General features: G+C 74.3%; 15 protein-coding genes and 2 tRNA genes. 8 read left to right on the forward strand and 9 right to left on the reverse strand.

Annotated elements, in window-relative coordinates; all coding sequences use genetic code 11:
- The first annotated feature begins 171 nt into the window (after window positions 1–171).
- Window positions 172–546 (forward strand): antibiotic biosynthesis monooxygenase family protein, encoded by a 375-nt coding sequence (locus tag BM237_RS29805; RefSeq protein ID WP_245793503.1) that lies wholly within the window; start codon window positions 172–174, stop codon window positions 544–546.
- Between the two features lie 126 nt (window positions 547–672).
- On the opposite strand, the gene BM237_RS08915 is transcribed toward BM237_RS29805, so the two are convergent.
- Window positions 673–1689 (reverse strand): NADP-dependent oxidoreductase, encoded by a 1017-nt coding sequence (locus tag BM237_RS08915; RefSeq protein WP_245793504.1) that lies wholly within the window; start codon window positions 1687–1689, stop codon window positions 673–675.
- An 85-nt stretch (window positions 1690–1774) separates the two neighbouring features.
- On the opposite strand from BM237_RS08915, the gene BM237_RS08920 reads away from it, so the two are divergent.
- Window positions 1775–2230 carry a MarR family winged helix-turn-helix transcriptional regulator gene (locus tag BM237_RS08920; protein WP_093849007.1) on the forward strand — a complete coding sequence of 152 codons (456 nt, stop codon included), beginning with the start codon at window positions 1775–1777 and terminating at the stop codon, window positions 2228–2230.
- Between the two features lie 75 nt (window positions 2231–2305).
- On the opposite strand, the gene BM237_RS08925 is transcribed toward BM237_RS08920, so the two are convergent.
- From BM237_RS08925 to BM237_RS08935, 3 genes are all read right to left on the reverse strand, one after another.
- On the reverse strand, window positions 2306–3298 hold the full coding sequence (locus BM237_RS08925) for an SCO2400 family protein (protein WP_093849008.1): 993 nt from the start codon (window positions 3296–3298) through the stop codon (window positions 2306–2308).
- Window positions 3299–3361: 63 nt separating this feature from the next.
- A complete protein-coding gene (locus BM237_RS08930; RefSeq protein ID WP_093849009.1) occupies window positions 3362–4228 on the reverse strand; it encodes an SMP-30/gluconolactonase/LRE family protein in 867 nt (288 codons plus the stop codon).
- Window positions 4229–4321: 93 nt separating this feature from the next.
- Window positions 4322–5101, reverse strand: a complete 780-nt coding sequence (locus BM237_RS08935; protein WP_093849010.1) for an IclR family transcriptional regulator — start codon at window positions 5099–5101, stop codon at window positions 4322–4324.
- Between the two features lie 207 nt (window positions 5102–5308).
- Here BM237_RS08935 and ligD point away from each other — a divergent pair, with 207 nt between their 5' ends.
- Complete coding sequence (gene ligD, locus BM237_RS08940) at window positions 5309–6202, forward strand: non-homologous end-joining DNA ligase (protein ID WP_245793505.1); 894 nt, start codon at window positions 5309–5311, stop codon at window positions 6200–6202.
- 20 nt (window positions 6203–6222) lie between these two features.
- Here ligD and BM237_RS08945 read toward each other — a convergent pair whose 3' ends face one another.
- A complete protein-coding gene (locus BM237_RS08945) occupies window positions 6223–6534 on the reverse strand; it encodes a YtxH domain-containing protein (RefSeq protein WP_093849012.1) in 312 nt (103 codons plus the stop codon).
- Window positions 6535–6736: 202 nt separating this feature from the next.
- Between BM237_RS08945 and BM237_RS08950 the strand changes: the two genes are divergently transcribed.
- The 5 genes from BM237_RS08950 to BM237_RS08970 all read left to right on the forward strand — a co-directional run bounded on the left by BM237_RS08950 (window position 6737) and on the right by BM237_RS08970 (window position 10604).
- Window positions 6737–6809: transfer RNA gene (locus BM237_RS08950), tRNA-Asn, on the forward strand.
- 212 nt (window positions 6810–7021) lie between these two features.
- Window positions 7022–7095: transfer RNA gene (locus BM237_RS08955), tRNA-Ile, on the forward strand.
- Between the two features lie 253 nt (window positions 7096–7348).
- Window positions 7349–7822 carry a cation:proton antiporter regulatory subunit gene (locus BM237_RS08960; protein WP_093849013.1) on the forward strand — a complete coding sequence of 158 codons (474 nt, stop codon included), beginning with the start codon at window positions 7349–7351 and terminating at the stop codon, window positions 7820–7822.
- Window positions 7823–7824: 2 nt separating this feature from the next.
- Window positions 7825–9084, forward strand: a complete 1260-nt coding sequence (locus BM237_RS08965) for a cation:proton antiporter (RefSeq protein ID WP_093849014.1) — start codon at window positions 7825–7827, stop codon at window positions 9082–9084.
- 44 nt (window positions 9085–9128) lie between these two features.
- Window positions 9129–10604, forward strand: coding sequence for an FGGY family carbohydrate kinase (locus BM237_RS08970; RefSeq protein WP_093849015.1), 1476 nt, complete (start codon window positions 9129–9131; stop codon window positions 10602–10604).
- 58 nt (window positions 10605–10662) lie between these two features.
- Here BM237_RS08970 and BM237_RS08975 read toward each other — a convergent pair whose 3' ends face one another.
- From BM237_RS08975 to BM237_RS08990, 4 genes are all read right to left on the reverse strand, one after another.
- Window positions 10663–11934, reverse strand: coding sequence for an RNA polymerase sigma factor (locus tag BM237_RS08975; protein WP_245793506.1), 1272 nt, complete (start codon window positions 11932–11934; stop codon window positions 10663–10665).
- A gap of 138 nt (window positions 11935–12072) precedes the next feature.
- Entirely contained in the window at window positions 12073–14010 is a 1938-nt protein-coding gene (gene dnaG / locus BM237_RS08980; RefSeq protein ID WP_093849017.1) for a DNA primase, read from the reverse strand.
- 10 nt (window positions 14011–14020) lie between these two features.
- On the reverse strand, window positions 14021–14563 hold the full coding sequence (locus BM237_RS08985; RefSeq protein WP_093849018.1) for a GNAT family N-acetyltransferase: 543 nt from the start codon (window positions 14561–14563) through the stop codon (window positions 14021–14023).
- A 77-nt stretch (window positions 14564–14640) separates the two neighbouring features.
- Window positions 14641–15903 carry an NAD(P)/FAD-dependent oxidoreductase gene (locus tag BM237_RS08990; protein WP_093849019.1) on the reverse strand — a complete coding sequence of 421 codons (1263 nt, stop codon included), beginning with the start codon at window positions 15901–15903 and terminating at the stop codon, window positions 14641–14643.
- Window positions 15904–16080: the final 177 nt, after the last annotated feature.

The raw sequence follows: 16080 nt of genomic DNA on the forward strand, positions 1-16080 counted from the left end.
CGGCCGCCGCCGTCCGGTACGGGGAATCGGGGCCCGGCCCGCCCAACGGGCCTTTGCCGCCCAGGAGTTCGCTACGCTGCGAGCCGCCGCCCCGCACGGCGGAACCCGAGCCGCCGGGCGGCCCGTCCGCCCGGAGCCGATCGGGTCACCTCACCCACCGCTGGAGTTCCCGTGACCGCAGACAGCCGGCCCGACAGCGCGCCGGACACCACCGTCACCTTCATCAACGTCTTCGAGATATCCGCCGAGCACCTCGACGCGTTCGTCGCCCGGTGGGAGCAGCGTGCCGCGCTCATGCGCTCCAGGCCCGGCTTCATCGACTCCCGGCTGCACCGGGCCCGTTCCGCGGAGGCCCGGTTCCAGCTCGTCAACGTGTCCCACTGGGAGAGCCAGGAGGCGTGGGAGGCCGCCGTGGCGGATCCCGAGTTCCGCGAGCGCGCCCAGGCCGCGCAGGACGACCCGAGTGCGCGGATCACCTCGAGCCGGGGTCTGTACGACGTCGTCGTCGATCTCTCCGCCGCGGAGGCGGAGCCGGGGCCGGAGTAGCCACACCCCCCGTGCCGCACGCACCCCGGGCACCGCCGGGGGCGTCGCGGCGGGGCCGGGCGGGGCGCCACGGGCCGGGGCGCGCCGTGTCCGGCGCGCCCCGGCTCCTCCGGCTTCGACGGTCCGTCAGTCCTCCAGGCTGACGACCATCTTTCCGACGTTCTGACCGCGGAGCATGCCGAGGAAGGCGTCCACCGCGTTCTCGATGCCCTGGACGACCGTTTCGTGGTACTTCAGCTCCCCGGACCGGATCCAGGCCGAGACCTCCTCGACGAATCGCGGCCGCAGCTCCGAGTGGTCGCCCACGAGCATGCCCTGGATCCTCAGCCGCTTGCCGATGACCAGCGCGAGGTTGCGCGGGGCGGCGGGCGGCTCGGTGGCGTTGTACTGGGCGATCATTCCGCAGACCACGACACGGCCGTGCGTCCTGAGCGAGCCGATCGCCGCCTCCAGGTGCTCACCGCCGACGTTGTCGAAGTAGACGTCGATGCCGTCGGGCGCGGCCGCCTTCAACTGCCGTGCCACCGGGCCGTTCTTGTAGTTGAAGGCGGCGTCGAAGCCGTACTCCCCGGTGAGGAGCGCGACCTTCTCGTCCGAGCCGGCGCTGCCGACGACGCGGGAGGCCCCCTTGAGCCGGGCGATCTGACCGACCTGGCCGCCGACCGCGCCCGCCGCACCCGAGACGAAGACGGCATCGCCCTCCTTGAAGGAAGCCACCTCCAGCAGCCCGGCGTAGGCGGTCAGTCCGGGCATGCCGAGCACCCCGAGATAGGTCGTCAGCGGGGCCAGTTCGGCGGAGACCTTCGTCGCGTGCCTCGCGTCCGGCGTGGCGTACTCGCGCCAGCCCAGGCCGTGCAGCACATGGTCGCCCGGGGCGAACCCCTCGGCCTCGGAGGCGACCACGACGCCGACCGCGCCGCCGTCCATCGGCCGGTCCAGTTCGAACGGCTGGACGTAGGACTTGACGTCGTCCATCCTGCCGCGCATGTAGGGGTCGACCGAGAGGTGGAGATTGCGCACCAGGATCTGACCGGCCTCCGGGGCCCGTACGGGGGCCTCGCGCAGCGCGAACCCCTCCGGCGTCGGCCATCCCTGCGGACGGGCGGTCAGGTGCCACTCACGTCCGGTGGCGGGCAACGTCATGAGAAACGCCTCCATATGCTTAAGAGTGTGAAACAACCATCTCCTCAATGTTTCACGCTGTCAAGCAAATCGGTACTCTGGGGTCATGGCCTCCCGTCCCGCCCCCGTCGACCCCCTCACCCTCGAGGTCGTCGAGCTGATCGGCTCCGTCGTCCTCCGCTTCCACCAGGAGTACGACGAGGCCGCCGCCAGGCACTCCCTGACCGGAGCGCAGGCGCGGCTGCTCACCCTGCTCCACCACCAGTGCCTGCCCATGCGGGAGATAGCCCGGCGGCTGAAGTGCGAGCCGTCCAACATCACGGGCATCGTCGACCGGCTGGAGTCGCGCGGCCTGGTGGAGCGGCGCCCCGACCCGGCCGACCGCCGTGTCAAGCTCGCCGCCGCCACTGAGGCGGGCCACGAGACGGCCGAACGGCTGCGCGCGTCGATGGACTTCGCCGCCGAGCCCCTGGCCGATCTGACGCCGGCGGAGCGCGCTCTCCTGCGCGACCTTCTCAGGCGCACACTGGGCGAGGCCTCGCCGGACACCTCCGCGGGCTGAACGGGGCGGGGCGGGGCGGAGCAGCGCCGGGAGCAGGGCCGGGAGCAGGGCCGGGCAGGGCTGAGCGGTCCTGCTCTAGGTGCACCACCACAGGAAGCGCTCGCAGGTGGGCGTCGGCTCCGGCTCGGGTTCCGGATCCGCCGGAGGCGGATCGGCGGGCCGCGTCTCCTGGGGCGGCGGCTCGGGGGCCTGGGTGGGGTCGGCGGTGGGTTCGGGGGCCGTGGTGATGCCGCCGCTCTCGACCGCGGTGGTCGAGGGCTCCGCGGAGGCCGAGGGGTCCGCCGAGGAGTCCGCCGACTCCGAGGGCTCGGCCGAGGAGGAACCCGACGCGGAGGGGGTGGCGGACGGCGGGCCCGACGGGCCGGCGCCCGGCTGTTCCGCCCCGGGCGGCCGCTCGGCGGCGCCGTCGGAGTCGGCGGATCCGGCACCCTCCTCGCCGTTGGCGCCGTCACCGGGCTCATCCCCGCCGCCGTCCGGGGAGACGCCCGGTATGGGCAGCTCATGCAGCACGCCCTCGGTGGTGAACTCCGCGACGCCGAGGGTGGCCAGCCCGGCGCCGAGTATCAAGCCCACGGCGGCGGTACGGCGCCGCCGCCCGGCCCGCGAACGCGCCCGGCGGCCACGCCGGGCGGCCGCGCGCGCCGCTGCCCGGCCCTCGCCGGCCCCGTCGTCCGGGCCGCCTTCCGGACCACCACCGCCGTGTTCTCCGTGCTCATCGCGCTCGCTGTACCCGCCGTGCCCGCCGGACGCCTCCGCGCCGTACACATCGTCGTACGTGTCGCTGTACGCGCCGCGGGCACCGCCGTGGAGGCCGTACTCCCCGCCGGGGATCTCCTCGCCGGGCGTCTCCTCCCCGGCCCGCCCGAACGCCTGGTGGGCGTCTCCGTGACCGCCCCGGTGCCCGTGGCCGGTGCCGTACGGGCTGTACGGACCGGGCCCGTGGCCGTACTGACCGGCGGAGGCCGGAGCCGAGGGGTCCGCCGGCGCCAGGCCGTGGCTGGGCGTGCCGCAACCCGGGCAGGAGAGGGCGCCGTTGAGATGCCGACGGCATGTGACGCAGTAGGTCATGGAGTCCGCAGGGTACGAGGCTCGGCGGGAAGAGGAGAAGACACTCCCTGTGAAGATCCGGTGTCAACCCGCGAAAGGCGGCTGCACCAGCCCCTCCCCCGCGTCCGGCAGCACCATCAGCGAACCGGCCAGCGGTTCCGCAGCGGGATCGGCGCCCGTCCGGGCCGTGGTGATGTAGAGGTCCCGCAGGCCCGGTCCGCCGAAGGCGCACGAGGTGGTGTTGGAGGCCGGGACGGCGACCGTCCGGTCCAGCCTGCCGTCGGGGGTGTAGCGCCGGACCGCGCCCCCGCCCCACAGGGCGACCCAGACGCAGCCCTCCGCGTCCACCGTCAGCCCGTCGGGGAAGCCTGCGCCCTCCTCGATCCGTGCCAGCGTCCTGCGGCCCAGGATCTCGGGGCCGTCGGTGTCGAAGACGTCGATCCGGCGGGTGGGGGTGTCGATGTAGTACATCAGCCGCCCGTCCGGGCTCCAGCCCGTGCCGTTGCTGATGCCCACGTCCGCCAGGACCGTGACGGCCGAGCCGTCCGGGGCGACACGGCTGAGCGTGCCCCCGCCCGGGCGCTCGTCGTACGCCATCGTGCCCGCCCACAGCGCGCCGTCGGGGGCGACGGCGGCGTCGTTGCCCCGGCGGCCCGCGACGGGCTCGCGGTGCAGCCAGGAGAACGAGCCGTCCCCGTCGTACAGGCCCACCCCGTCGCGGAGGTTGACCACCAGGCCGCCCCCGGCCCGCGGCTTGGCCGCGCCCACGTGCTGCTCGGTCGCCAGCACCGTGCGGCGGCCGTCGGCCGGGGCATAGGTGTGCACCCGGCTCGCGAGGATGTCCACCCACACCAGGCGCCCGCGTTCCGCGTCCCAGGTGGGCCCTTCGCCCAGCAGCGCCCCCTGCCGCACCGCGACCTCGAGTCGCGCCGTCTTCCCCGTTCCGGCCATGCCGTCCCGCCCCTCTCCTCGTCGGCTCTCCTCGCGGTCCGCCCCGGCTCCCGCCGACGTCAGCCCGCCCGTCGGCTGTCCCCGTCCGTCCGGCTACGCCGCGCCGCGGTGCCCCAGCCGCGCCGACAGTTCGGCCGCGCCCTCGACCGCCAGGTTCTCCAGCTCGGCGCGCCGCTCCTCGCTCCAGCGGATCATGGGCACCGAGATGCTGAGCGCCGCCACCACCTTCCCCGTACCGTCCCGGACGGGCGCGGCCACACAGCTCACATCGGGGTTGGACTCGCGCCGCTCGACGGCGACGCCGCGCTCACGGATCCCGGCCAGCGCCTCGCGCAGTTCCCCGGGCGAGGTGATGGAGTTCTCCGTCATGGCCCGCAGCGGCTCGTCGCCGGGGCCGGGCAGACGCGCGTCCAGCTCGTCCGGAGGCAGCGAGGCCAGCAGCATCTTCCCCACCGAGGTGCAGTGCGCGGGCAGGCGCCGCCCGGCGGCGGAGACCATGCGGACCGCGTGGGTGCTGTCCACCTTGGCGATGTAGATGACGTCCGCGCCCTCCAGGATGGCCACGTGCACGGTCTCGTCGCAGGTCTCGGCGACGCTCCGGGCCACCTGCTGCCCCTCGGCGGCCAGGTCGAGCTGCTCGGCGTAGCGGCTCCCGAGCTGGTAGGTGCGCACCCCGAGCCGGTAACGTCCGGACTGCCCGGGCACGGGCACCAGATACGAGCGCGCGGCCAGGGTGGTCACCAGTTCGTGGACGGTGGTGCGGGGCAGGCCCAGTTTCCGGGTGATCTCCGGCGCCGACAGGGTCCCGTCCCCGTCGAGGAAGAGTTCCAGGATGTCGAGAGCCCTGGTCACGGCCGGCACGAGGCGCCCCATGGCAGCCCTCCCCTTCTCCCCTGGGGGCTCCGGGCTCGCCGGCACCCGCAGTCGTTCGAGATTCCGAAGAATGACCGGAATCACGAACACAGGCTAGCCGCAGCCCGAAGCACCCCGCAACGACCCCTCCCCCGCCGGCGCCCGGCCCACCCCGCCACGATGCGCGGCGCCCGCATGGACGGCGCCGACCGTGGAACCCGCACCCCCATGACGAGCACCGTCGTGGAAGGCCGCACGATCGAGCTGACCAGTCTGGACAGGGTCCTCTATCCCGCCTCGGGCTTCACCAAGGGCGATGTCGTGGACTACTACACCTCCGTCGCCGAGGTGCTCCTGCCCCATCTGCGCGACCGCCCGGCGTCCTTCGTCCGCGCCCCCCGCGGCGTGGAGGCCGATTCGTTCATGGCCAAGCACGTACCGCCCGGCACACCGGACTGGGTGACGGTGTGCGAGGTCCACCGCGTCGGCGGGAGGACCGACCGGCAGGTCGTCGTCCAGGACCTGCCGACCCTGCTGTGGGCGGCCAACCTCTCCGTCCTGGAACTGCACACGCCCCAGTGGCGGCTCCCCGCCGAGGGGATGGCCGACCGGCTGGTGTTCGACCTCGACCCGGGCCCCCCGGCGACGATCGTCCAGTGCTGCGCGGTCGCCCGCCGGCTGCGCGACCTGCTGGAGCGCGACGGCCTGCCCTCGTACGCCAAGACCTCCGGCTCCAAGGGGCTGCACGTGCTTGCCCCGCTGCGGCCCGCGGACTCCGAGGCCGTGGCCGGCTACGCCGAGCGGCTGGCCCGCGAGGCGGCCGAGGCGCTGCCGGACCTCGTCGTGGACCAGGTGCCCCGGCGGCTGCGCGAGGGGAAGGTCTTCATCGACCACGGCCAGAACCTGTGGACGCGGACGACCGCCGCCCCGTACACCCTGCGCGCACGGCCGAGGCCGACCGTCTCCACTCCGGTGACATGGGACGAGGTCGCCGGCTGCGAACAGCCCGGCGACCTCGTCTTCACGGCCGGCGATCTGACCTCCCGGCTGGAGCGGCACGGTGACCCGCTCGCTCCCCTCCTGGAGCCCTCCCGCGCGGGGCGGCTGCCGGAGGGCCCCTGACACCGGGCCACGGGGGCGCCTCAGGCGTTGCCGGTGCCCCAGCCGTCGTCGAACGGCGTGCGCTGCTCGACACGACGGCCGCGCAGCATGCGGACCCGGTCGGACACCGGTCCCGGCACCCGGTCGCCCATCCGGTCGGAGACCGTGTTCAGCGCCTTGCCGGCCATCTCCCGCCCGTTGTGCGCGGCGGACTCGTAGGCGTTGCGCACCGCGGGGTTCTCGGCGAACTTGCGGGCCCTCTCGCGCAGCTGCTCGTACTTCTCCCGCCCGGCTCGCGTGCCGAACACATACCCGACGGCCACTCCTACGACGAACGTGAGCCGGTAGCGCATGGCTCCACCCTTTCTCAGGTCTCTCCCGGCGCACCCCGGCCGCGCGGGTGTGCGCCCTGTCGGTCTGCGGCGGACGTTCCACCGGGTACCCCGAGGCGCGCCGCGAATACCGATTTCAGAGCACCCCCCGGCATGCGCTACTGTATTCCTCGCCAGCGGGGAACGCCCCCGGGAAACCGGAACGGGCGCCTCCGAGCAGCAGTCCCCTGTAGCTCAATTGGCAGAGCAGCCGGCTGTTAACCGGCAGGTTACTGGTTCGAGTCCAGTCGGGGGAGCAGAACGAGAAGGGCCCCGCGAGGGGCCCTTCTTCGTGTGCCCGGCGCGTGTCCGGGCCGCTGCGGGGAGGCCTGCTCCGTTCCGGCGACCGGCCTCCGGCCCAGGGTGACGGGCCCCATCGCCCCTGCCTCACCCCGACACAGGCGGGAGATCGTATGAGCGGCTATGCTGCGGCAGACGGCGCGCACAGATGTGCGTGGCGCGCCGTCCCGGGGCGGTAGCTCAGCCGGTTAGAGCAGCGGACTCATAATCCGTCGGCCGTGGGTTCGAGTCCCACCCGCCCCACCCTCACTCCTTCCGGATCGCGGAAACACTCCCGGGCGAAGGCGCTCCGCGCCCACCGCCCCTCCCCGCCGCCCGGACCGAACCGGGCCGGGCCCGCGGCCGCTCTCCTGAACAGCGGATACGCATCGGCGTCCGGCTGCCGGAAGACCCCCCTGTGCGAAACTTGACTCCATTCCACATTCCACGCGAACGGGCTCTTCCGGCGGCGTCGCACGTCCAGGGACCGCCCGATCCGTTCCACGGGGGGAGAGCCTTGCCGATGAAACGCACACCGCTTCCGGGCGTCGGCTTCCAGTACGACGTCGCCACCCGCTCCGGGCGGCACCTGTCCGTCGTCGTCCACCAGGACGGCCGCCGCTTCCTGGGCTTCTACGACCCCGAGGACCCCGACACCTGCCAGGCTTCCTTCCAGCTCGACTCCGACGAGGCCGCCTCCCTGGCCGCGCTGATCGCCCCCGAGCCCGAGGCGCCGGATCTGGCCGTCGGGGAGCTGGACCTGGCCACCGAGCGGATCCCGGTGACCGCCAAGTCCCCTTACCGGGGCCGGCCGCTGGGCGACACCCGTGCCCGTACCCGCACCGGGGCGTCCATCGTCGCGGTCCTGCGGCGCACCGCGCCGCACCCCGCCCCGGGGCCGGACTTCAGACTGGAGGCGGGGGACATCCTCGTGGTCGTGGGCACCCGCCAGGGCGTCGAGGAACTCGCCCAGATCATCACGGGGGGCTGAGCATGCACGACACCACCATGCTGCTGATCGAGCTGGGCGCCATCATCCTCGGTCTGGGGGTCATCGGGCGGTTCGCAGGGCGGATCGGCCTGTCCGCCATCCCCCTCTACCTGCTGGTCGGCCTCGCCTTCGGCCACGGCGGGATCTTCGAGCTCAGCGCCAGCGAGGAGTTCATCGCCATCGGCGCCGAGATCGGCGTAATCCTGCTGCTGCTCCTGCTGGGCCTGGAGTACAGCGCCTCCGAGCTCGTGGACAACCTCAGGACGCAGTACCCCTCGGGCATGGTGGACTTCGTCCTCAACGCCACGCCGGGAGCCGTCGCCGCCCTCGTCCTGGGCTGGGGGCCGGTGGCCGCCGTGGCACTGGCCGGCGTCACCTGGATCTCCTCCTCCGGCGTCATCGCCAAGGTCCTCACCGACCTGGGCCGGCTCGGCAACCGCGAGACACCCGTCGTCCTCGGCGTCCTGGTGATGGAGGACCTGGCGATGGCGGTCTACCTGCCGATCCTGACCACCCTGCTGGCCGGTGTCGGCCTGATGGGCGGCAGTGTCAGCCTGATCGTCGCCCTGGGCACGGTCGGCCTGGTCCTCTACGTCGCGCTGCGCCACGGCCGGCTGATCAGCAAGGCCGTCTCCTCCGACAACCCCGAGCTGCTGCTGCTGGTGGTGCTCGGTCTGACCGTCCTGATCGCCGGGATCGCCCAGCAGCTGCACGTCTCGGCGGCGGTCGGCGCGTTCCTCGTCGGCATCGCCCTGTCCGGCGAGGTCGCCGAGAGCGCCCAGCGACTGTTCACCCCGCTGCGGGACCTGTTCGCGGCGGTGTTCTTCGTCTTCTTCGGCCTGTCCACCGATCCGGGCAACATCCCGCCGGTGCTCGTCCCGGCGCTGATCCTGGCCGTGGTGACCGTGGTGACCAAGGTCGCCACCGGCTGGTACGCGGCGCAGCGCGCCGGCATCAGCCCCAGGGGCCGGCTGCGGGCGGGCGGGACCCTGGTGGCGCGTGGCGAGTTCTCCATCGTCATCGCCGGTCTGGCGGCCGGGGTCGCCACCGAGATCCGTCCGCTGGCCACCGCCTACGTGCTGCTGATGGTGATAATCGGCCCGCTGGCCGCCCGCTGGACGGAGCCCGCCGTCAGGGCCCTGATGCCCCGGCTGGTACCGGTCTCCTCCGGCTCCTCGGGGCAGCCGCCGGCCGGAATGAGGGAAGGGTCCGGGACTCCCTCCGAGACGGCGGCCCGCGCGGACTCCCCCACCCAGCCGTAGGGCCGGAAGGAGCCGCCCGCGGCCGGTGAGGCATCATCTCCTCCATGGGGACAGTCGCCGGTCTGGACAGTTCGTCCGAGTACACCCGCATCGTCGTCTGCGACACCGACACCGGTGCCGTCGTCAGACAGGGATACGCCCCGCATCCCGCGCCCGGGGGCGCCGGCGGCGGGGAGGACGGGACCGGAGCGGCCGCGGGCAGGCGCACCGAGACCGACCCGCAGGCGTGGCTGCTCTCGCTCGGCGACGCCGCGGCCGGCGGGGTGCTGGAGGGCGTCCAGGCCATCGGCGTCTCGGCGCAGCAGAACGGGCTGGTCGCGCTCGACGAGGCGGGCGACCCGGTGCGGCCCGCGCTGGTCGGCAACGACCGGCGCGCGCAGACCGCCGCGGCCGACCTCGTCGACGCGCTCGGCGGACGCGAGGCGTGGGCGCAGGCGGTGGGCGCCGTGCCGCAGGCGGCGCAGCCGGTGGCGAAGCTGCGCTGGCTGGCCCGGAACGAGCCGGAGGCGGCCCGGCGGGTGGCCGAGGTCCTCCAGCCGCACGACTGGCTGGTGTGGCAGCTGCTGGGCCGTCCGCAGCGCCGCACCACCGACCGCGGTGACGCCTCGGGGACCGGCTACTGGTCGGCCGCCACCGAGTCCTGGCGGGCGGATCTGGCCGAGCTGGCGCTCGGTCACCCGGTGAGGCTGCCGGATGTGCTGGGTCCGGCCGAGCCCGCCGGACACACCCCCGAAGGGCTGCTGATCTCGGCCGGCACGGGCGAGACGATGGCCGCCGCCTTCGGCCTGGGCGTCGGCCCGGGTGATGCGGTGGTCTCGCTGGGGGCGTCCGGTTCGGTCTTCTCCGTGCACCATCAGGCGCTGGCCGAGCCGACCGGAATGATCACCTCACTCGCCGACGCCACCGGCATGCACCTGCCGGTGGTGCACACGCTCAACGCCGTACGGGCGCTGCGCGGCGCCGCCGAACTGCTCGGCACCTCCCTGGAGGGCCTGTCGGAGCTGGCGCTGACCTCCACGCCGGGCTCCCACGGGCTGGTGCTGCTGCCCTATCTGGAGGGCGAGCGCACCCCCGACCTGCCGCACACCGCCGGCACGCTGGCCGGGCTGCGGCGCGAGAGCATGAAGCCGGAGCATCTGGCACGCGCCGCCTTCGAGGGGATGCTGTGCGGTCTCGCCGACGCCCTGGACGTGCTGCGCGGCCGGGGCGTGTCGGTCGGCCGGGTCTTCCTGCTGGGGGCCGCGGCCGGTCTCCCGGCCGTACAGGCGATCGCCCCGGCCCTGCTGGGAGCGCAGGTGGTGGTCCCCGAGCCCGCCGACTACACGGCGCTGGGCGCCGCCCGCCAGGCCGCCTGGGCCCTGGGGGTGTCCCGGGGCACGCTCTCGCCGCGGCAGCCCCCGATGTGGCCCGCCCCTGCCGGCCGGGTCCTGGAACCGGGCGAGGAGCTGGCGGTGGGCCAGGCGGTGCGGCAGCAGTACGCGACGGTGCGGGAGCAGACGCATCCGGGTGCTTTCGGCTGAGCCCGCACCGGCGGCCCCGGCCGGGAGCCGGGCCGCCGGGGCCGGGCGGGCCGGGGGCTCAGTCCAGATAGCCCCTGAGCTGGTCCGCGTAAGCGTGGTCCCGGAGCCTGGCCAGCGTCCTGGACTCGATCTGGCGGATGCGTTCGCGGGTGACGCCGAAGAGGCGGCCGATCTCCTCCAGCGTGCGGGGCCGGCCGTCGACGAGCCCGTAGCGCAACTGGACGACCCTGCGCTCCCGCTCGCCGAGGGTGGACAGCACCGCGTCCAGGTGCCGGCGCAGCAGCAGGAAGGCGGCGGTCTCCACGGGTGAGGGGGCGTCGCAGTCCTCGATGAGGTCGCCGAGGCTGACGTCGTCCTCCTCGCCCACCGGGGCGTGCAGCGACACCGGTTCCCGGGCCAGCCGCAGCACCTCACCGACCCGCTCTCCGGTCAGGCCGAGCTGGGCCGCGACCTCCTCGGGCGTCGGCTCGTAGCCGCGCTCCTGGAGGATGCTGCGCTGGACGCGGACGACCCGGTTGATCAGCTCCACGACGTGCACCGGGACCCTGATGGTGCGGGCCTGGTCGGCCAGCGCCCGGGACATGGCCTGGCGTATCCACCAGGTGGCGTAGGTGGAGAACTTGTAGCCGCGGGTGTAGTCGAACTTCTCCACGGCCCGGATGAGGCCCAGGTTGCCCTCTTGGACCAGGTCGAGCATGGTCAGCCCGCGGCCGGCGTACCGCTTGGCCACCGAGACCACCAGGCGGAGGTTGGCCTCGATCAGGCGGCGCTTGGCCACCCGGCCCATGACCACCAGCCGGTCGAGGTCGAGGGCGAGGCTCTCGTCGAGGCCGGGGGTGCGGGTGAGCTTCTCCTCGGCGAACAGCCCCGCCTCGACGCGCCGGGCGAGCTCGACCTCCTCGGCGGCCGTCAGCAGGGGGACGCGGCCGATCTCGCGCAGGTACTGGCGGAAGAGGTCGGCGGAGGGACCGGTCGCTTCGGGTCCGCCCGTCCGGGGGGCGAGAGGGGGCTCCGCCCGGAGGCGTTCGGCATCCGGTTCCGCCTCCCGCCCGGGGGCCGCCTCCCGCCCGGGGGCCGCCTCCCGCCCGGGGACGGCCCGCGGGCCGTCCCCGGGCGGTACGACGGCCAGGGCCGGAGCGCTCGGGGGGCCGGAAGCGGCGAGTGCGGCGGGAGCAGCGAGGGTCCGGGTCTGCACGGGGGCGGCCTCCAAGTTGGTCGCTGCCGGTTCGGGGACGACACGCGAGACGAGGACGGGCGCGGCCGCACCGCTGCCCGCACCGCGGCGGACGAACGGCGCCGAGGGGGGTACGCGCTCCGGGGGCTCAGGCACCTCCCTCAGTGTGGGGTACGACACACTCCCGTCACGAGGGGCGTGCGCACGGTTTCTGGACTCACGGGTGACCGAACGGGTACGGAACGTGACAGAACGGGCCGGTACGGGATCCGCCCCGCCCGTTCCGCGTGCGGCCTACGACCAGAGCGCGGCGGCGCCGCGGTCGCGCAGCGAACGGCCGTACCGCTCCAGCGTCCACAGCTGCTCGGCGACGGCCGTCTGGGCCTCGTCCCCGCTGTTCGTCATGCGTGCGAGGGTGCTGCTCAGTTCGGCGATCCGGCGGTTGACCGCCTCCAGCCGCACCTTGACCAGGAACTCCCCGGCATAGGCCTCGTCGGGCTCGCGCGGGGTGCGCAGCGGCTCGACGCCCAACTCGGTGATCATCGACCGCACGGTGTCGTCCGGCGCGGCGTCCCGCACCCGCGTCAGGTACTCCCCGTCGGCCCGCTCCACTCCCCCGGCCTTCTCCACGGCCCGGCGCACCTCGGCGTAGGGCTCGGCGGTGAACTCGTCGGCCCCGTAGGCGTCGAAGAGCGGGGAGACCAGCGCCGGGAACTGCAGTGCCAGCTTGAGCAGTTCGCGCTCGGCCAGCCGCTGGGGGCTGCGCAGGTCCAGCCGGGGGCCGCCGGGCGCGGGGCCGGGCCTCACCTGCGGTGCGGGCGGCGAGGCGGGGCGGCGCTGCCGCGGACCTCCCTGGCCTCCCTGGCCTCCCTGGCCTCCCGGACCGCCGGCCCGCCGCTCGCGCTCCCAGCGGGCCAGCTGCCCCACCCGCCGCACCACGAACTCGGTGTCGAGGATGCCCAGCAGCCCGGCCAGGCGTACGGCGTACTGGTGCTGGATCGAGCCGTCCTTGATCCGCGCGACGATCGGCGCGGCCTCCTCCAGGGCGGCGGCCCGGCCCTCGGCGGTGTCCAGGTTGTGCTGCCCGGTGACCGAGCGGATGGCGAACTCGAACAGCGGCGAGCGCCCCTGGACCAGGGCCGCCACCGCCTCGTCGCCCTCGGCCAGCCGCAGTTCGCACGGGTCCATGCCGCCGGGGGTGATGGCGATGGAGGTGCGGGCGGCGAACTTCTGGTCGTCCTCGAAAGCGCGCAGCGCGGCCTTCTGCCCGGCCGCGTCGCCGTCGAAGGTGAAGACGACCTCCGAGCGGGAGTTGTCCATCAGCAGCCGCCGCAGGATCTTGATGTGCTCGCCGCCGAAGGCGGTGCCGCAGGTGGCGATGGCGCCGGTGACCCCGGCGAGGTGGCAGGCCATCACGTCCGTGTAGCCCTCGACGACCACGGCCCGGCCGGTCTTCGCGATCTCGCGCTTGGCCAGGTCGATGCCGTAGAGCACCTGGGACTTGTGGTAGATCGCCGTCTCGGGGGTGTTGAGGTACTTCGGCCCGTTGTCGTCCTCGCGCAGCTTGCGGGCGCCGAAGCCGACGACCTCGCCGGTGATGTCGCGGATGGGCCACATCAGCCGGCCGCGGAAGCGGTCGATGGGGCGGCCGTTGCGGCTCTCCTGGGCGAGGCCGGCCAGGATCAGCTCCTTGTCGCTGAAGCCCTTGCCGCGCAGGAAGCGGGTGAGGTGGTCCCAGCCGGCCGGGGAGTAGCCGACGCCGAAGTGCGCGGCGGCCTCCTGTCCGAAGCCGCGCTCGGCCAGGAAGCGGCGGCCGGTCTCGGCCTCCGGCGAGTCGAGCTGCTCGGTGTAGAAGGCGGCGGCGGCCTTGTGCGCCTGGACCAGCCGGATGCGCTCGCCCTGCTGGCGGCCTGGGGCGTAGCCGCCCTCCTCGTAGCGCAGGGTGACCCCCGCCTGGGAGGCGAGCCGCTCGACGGCCTCGGAGAAGGAGAGGTGGTCCACCTTCATCACGAAGTCGAGGGTGTCCCCGCCGGCCTGGCAGCCGAAGCAGTGGTACAGGCCCTTGCTCGGGCTGACGTGGAAGGAGGGGGACTTCTCGTCGTGGAAGGGGCACAGGCCCTTGAGGTTGCCGCCGCCGGCCGGGCGCAGCTGGAGGTACTCGGAGACGACGGCGTCGATCGGGACCGCGTCCCGTACCGCCTTCACGTCGTCGTCGTTGATCCGTCCCGCCACGGCGGAAAGTCTACGGCCGCGCCGCGGCGTCCCCGGTACGGCGGGTCCGGGGCCGGATCTCCCGGACGAACACGAGGTGCGGGCCGACGCCCTCGACGACGAACTCCTCGCCGTGCGCCCGGAAACCCTGGTGCTCGTAGAAGCCCCGGGCCGTGGTGCGTCCGTTGCACCACAGCAGTGCGGCGCCGCGGGCGGCGGCCTCGGCGGTGCCCGCGCGCAGCACGGCGGCGCCGTGGCCCCGGCCGCGGGCGGCGGGGGCGCTGGCCATGCCCCGGAAGCGGTACGCGGTCGCGGCGGAGTCCGGCCGCGGGCCGGAGCGGGGTTCGGGGAACGGGCCGGGGAACGGCTCGGGAAAGAACGTGCCGCATCCGAGGACCTCCGGCGCGTCCCCCTCGTGGAAGCCCTCGTAGGAGGCGATGTGGAACGCGGCGGGGTCGCCGTCCTCGGGGAAGACCGCCGCCTCGCGCGGCAGCCCCGGGCGCAGCACCTCCCGGCGCAGGCCGAGGATCTCGGACGCGGGCACCAGCGCGGTACGGATGACGGGGGCGGTCATGCCGCCACGCTACGGCTTCGCGGGCGGCGGCCCGCGGCCGGGGCGGAATCGAGGCGGGTCCGGGCGGGGCCGACGGGTCAGTTTCCGGCCAGCTCCTCCAGCGGCAGCGAGGGGTCGGCCAGCTTCTCCGGATCGGTCTGCCGGCCGGAGCGGACGAGCCGCTGGACCGGCCCGGTGACGCCTTCGGTGTTCATGCCCAGCCCGGCCAGCACCCGCCCCTCGCTCAGCCAGAACGCGGTGAACTCCCGCTTGCCGAGGTCGCCGCGGACGACCACCTGGTCGTACGAGCCGGGCGGCGCCCAGCCGGAGTACTCCATGCTCATGTCGTACTGGTCGGAGAAGAAGTACGGCACCCGGTCGTAGGAGACCTTCTGGCCGAGCATCGCCCGGGCGGCGGCCGGTCCGCCGTTCAGGGCGTTGGCCCAGTGCTCGACGCGCAGCCGGGTGGCGAACAGCGGGTGGTGGAGGGCGGCGACGTCGCCGGCCGCGTGGATGTCGGGGTCGCTGGTGCGCAGCGAGGCGTCCACCGCGATGCCGCCCACGGGCTCCCCGGCCAGTTCCAGCCCGGCGGCCCGGGCCAGGGAGACGCGGGGGGCGGCGCCGATGGCGGCGAGCACGGCGTGCGCCGGGTGCTCCTCGCCGTCCCCCGTGCGGACGGCCAGGACCTGGCTGTCCTGGCCGACGATCTCGGTGAGGGAGGTGCCGAAGTACAGGCGCACGCCGTGTTCGCGGTGCAGGTCGGCGAGGACGGCGCCCAGCTCGGGACCGAGGACGGGGTGCAGGGGGGTGGGGTTCGGCTCGATGACGGTGACCTCGGCCCCCCATGAGCGGGCGGCGGCCGCCACCTCCAGGCCGATCCAGCCCGCGCCCGCGACGACCAGGTGCCCGTTGTCGCGGCCGAGTCCGGCCAGGGTGCCGCGCAGCCGGTCGGCGTGCGCCAGGCGGCGCAGGTGGTGCACCCCGGCCAGCTCGGTGCCGGGGACGTTCAGGCGGCGCGGCTCGGCGCCGGTGGCCAGCAGCAGCTTGTCGTAGTGGATCCGGGTGCCGTCGCCGAGCTCCACCGTCATCGCCTCCCGGTCGAGGCGGACGGCGGGCTGGCCGAGGTGGAGCTCGACGGCGGCCCCGGCGTACCAGGCGGGCTCGTGGACGAAGACGCCGTCGCGTTCGGCGGTGCCGCCGAGGTAGCCCTTGGAGAGGGGAGGCCGCTCGTAGGGGTGGTCGCGTTCGTCGCCGATCAGGATGACGCGGCCGGTGAAGCCCTCCGCCCGGAGGGTCTCGGCCGCCTTCGCCCCGGCCAGGCCGCCGCCGACGATGACGAACGTGCGATGTGCGTCGACCACGTGCTTCCTCCTCGTTGCGCTGCCCCCCTGCGGTGGGTTCCCCGGGAGTGTGCCCCGCCGGCCGCGCCGCCGTGAGAGGCGGCGCGGCCGACGGGGCGGCAGGGGTCCGGGGAAGGCCCGCGGCCGGTTCCGCGGACGTCTCCCACAGATCCTCCCCACCCTCCGGGCCGCTCTATC

This window comes from Streptomyces mangrovi (assembly GCF_900114215.1).
Classification (GTDB): Bacteria; Actinomycetota; Actinomycetes; order Streptomycetales; family Streptomycetaceae; genus Streptomyces; species Streptomyces barkulensis.